This window comes from Streptomyces ficellus (assembly GCF_030406405.1).
In the GTDB taxonomy this organism is placed as follows: Bacteria; Actinomycetota; Actinomycetes; order Streptomycetales; family Streptomycetaceae; genus Streptomyces; species Streptomyces ficellus_B.
In genome coordinates this window covers 1-2,929 of the sequence record NZ_JAUEPL010000075.1, presented here as the reverse complement: position 1 = coordinate 2,929, position 2,929 = coordinate 1, and the positions used below count along the sequence as shown (strand labels likewise).

Sequence of the window (2,929 nt, the reverse complement as noted above, 5' to 3'; positions counted from 1 at the left end):
GCCGAGACCGTGGCCGTGGTCGGGCCCGGGGCCGGGGCCGAACCCGCGCCCTGCGCCGGGGCCGGGCCCGGGGCGGGGGCCGGGCGTGGCGGGCGGGCGGGGGGTCATGACAGCCTCCTCAGGGAGACGAGGTCGGCCAGCTCGCGGTCGGTCAGCTCGGTCAGGGCGGCCTCCCCGGAACCGAGAACCGCGTCGGCCAGTGCCCGCTTGGCCAGCAGCATCTCCGCGATGCGGTCCTCCACCGTCCCCTCGGCGATCAGCCGGTGCACCTGGACCGGCTGGGTCTGGCCGATGCGGTACGCACGGTCCGTGGCCTGCTCCTCGACGGCCGGGTTCCACCAGCGGTCGTAGTGCACGACGTGGCCCGCCCGGGTGAGGTTCAGGCCGGTGCCGGCGGCCTTCAGGGAGAGGACGAACACGGGGGCCTCGCCCGACTGGAACCGGTCCACCATGCGCTCACGCTCCGCCACGGGCGTCCCGCCGTGCAGCAGTTGGGACGGCACCGCGCGGGCCGCCAGGTGCGCGGTGAGCAGCCGCGCCATGCTCACGTACTGGGTGAAGACCAGGACGGAGCCCTCCTCGGACAGGATCGTGTCGAGCAGCTCGTCGAGCAGGGACAGCTTCCCCGAGCGGCCGGCGAGCCTGGCCGGTTCCTCCTTCAGGTACTGCGCCGGATGGTTGCAGATCTGCTTGAGGGACGTCAGCAGCTTCATGACCAGCCCCCGCCGGGCGATGCCCTCCGCTCCCTCGATCTGCGCCATCGTCTCGCGCACCACCGCCTCGTAGAGCGAAACCTGTTCGCGGGTGAGGGCGACGGGGTGGTCGGACTCCGTCTTGGGCGGCAGCTCGGGCACGATGCCCGGATCGGACTTCCGGCGTCGCAGCAGGAACGGGCGGACCAGCCGGGCCAGCCGCTCGACCGCCTCGCCGTTCTCGATCTGCTCGCTGTTCTCGACGGCCCGCGCGTGCCGGGAGCGGAACGCCTTCAGCGGGCCGAGGAGGCCGGGGGTGGTCCAGTCGAGCAGCGCCCACAGCTCGGAGAGGTTGTTCTCGACGGGGGTCCCGGTGAGGGCGACGCGCGCGGGTGCCGGAATGGTGCGCAGCGCCTTCGCGGTGGCGGAGAACGGGTTCTTGACGTGCTGGGCCTCGTCGGCGACGACCATGCCCCACTCGTGCGCGGCCAGCCGCTCGGCGCTGGTGCGCATCGTGCCGTACGTGGTGAGGACGAAGCCGCCCTCCACGCCGTCCAGGCTGCGGTCGGCGCCGTGGAAGCGGCGTACGGGCACGCCGGGTGCGAACCGGGTGATCTCCCGCTGCCAGTTGCCGAGCAGCGAGGCGGGACAGACCACGAGGGTGGGGGCGCGGCGGGCGCGGCGCAGGTGCAGGGCAATGAGGGTGACGGTCTTACCGAGCCCCATGTCGTCGGCGAGGCAGCCACCCAGCCCGAGGGAGGTCATCAGGTCCAGCCAGGCCAGGCCGCGCAGTTGGTAGTCGCGCAGGGTGGCGTCCAGGCCTGGCGGCTGGTCGATGGCGCCGTGGCCCGACATGAGCCGGTCGCGCAGCGCCGCCAGGGCGCCCACGGGGACGGCCTCCACCGTCTCGCCGTCCACCTCGGCGGTGCCGGTCAGCGCCACCGCCAGCGCGTCGACCGGCTCCAGCAGGCCCAGTTCGCGCTTGCGCGCCTTGCGTACGAGCGCGGGGTCGACGACCACCCACTGGTCGCGCAGCCGCACGATGGGGCGGTGCGCCTCGGCGAGGGCGTCCATCTCGCGTTCGGTCAGCGGGTCACCGTCCAGGGCCAGCTGCCAGTTGAACCTCAGCAGCTCCTCGCTGTCGAAGAACGTGGTGCCGTCGGTGGCCGAGCCGGGCGCGGGCCGGACGACCGCGGCGGCGGTCAGGGACCGGGCCAGCTCCCTGGGCCAGTGCACGGTGACGCCCGCCGCGTCGAGCCGGGCCGCGGCGGGGCCCAGCAGCTCGTACAGCTCGTCCTCGGTGAGCGACAGCACGTCGGGCACGTCCCGCTCCAGCAGCCGGGCGAGCGGTGCCCACACGCGGGCCGCGCGCCGCAGCGCCAGCACGGCGTCGATCCGCGCGCGTGGGCCGAAGTGCTCGGTGCCCTCGCCCGCCCACAGCACGGCCGCGTCGACGACCAGGGTGGGGTCGGCGAGGCTGTGGACCTGGACCAGCGCGGCGGCGGCCGGCCGCTCGTCGCCGCCGTCCTGGACGGTGTCGAAAAGCTCGTACCCGGACAGGTCGAGGCGGAGCGACACCCGGACTCCGGCGTCCATACCGGCCGCCGCCTCCGCTGCCCAGGCACGCGCGCGGGGCAGGTGCTGTGGGGCGCGCGCCGCGAACGGCGCCCCCGCGGCGTACGCGGCGGCCGGCGTACGGGGCAGCGTGTCGGCGACCGCGTCGAGGAACGCCCGCACCAGCGCTTCGGGCTCCGGCACCTGGAGCGGGCGCAGGCCCGCGACGGGCACGGCATGCGCTTCGTACGGCATGGCGGCGGCGATCGCCCGCAGGTGGGCGATGTCGTCGGCGTCCAGGGGGCCGGCCCGCCAGGCGTCCATGTCGTCCACGGTCAGCCCGGGCAGCAACCGGCCGCGGCCGACGAGGTGGAGGGCGTGCAGGGCGGCCGCGCCCCAGCAGGCGGCAGCGGGGTGTGCGGCGCGGTCGTGCCGGGCGGCGACCAGCACGGGCAGGGCGTCGGCGATGGGCAGCACCACGGCGGGAACGGTACGGCTGCGAATCCCCGCGCCATGTGCCCGCACGACCGTGATCGTGCCGGCGCCGATCCCGGCCCGAGCGCCGTCGCCCGAGTCGGCCCCGGTCTCGGCGCGGGCGCCCGTCCCAGGCCAGCAGCCGACCGCGCTGCGGACGCGGGCCCCGGCCCCCGCGTCCGTGCCGGTACCGGCGCCCGCCCCGGCGC

General features: G+C 75.7%; 1 protein-coding gene. It reads right to left on the bottom strand.

Annotated features, from left to right (window positions below; translation table 11 throughout):
- Positions 1 to 104 precede the first annotated feature (104 nt).
- Positions 105 to 2,929 (bottom strand): SCO1167/SCO6262 family helicase (locus QWM81_RS28970; RefSeq protein WP_290115469.1); only part of this gene is annotated, 2,825 nt, incomplete at its 5' end.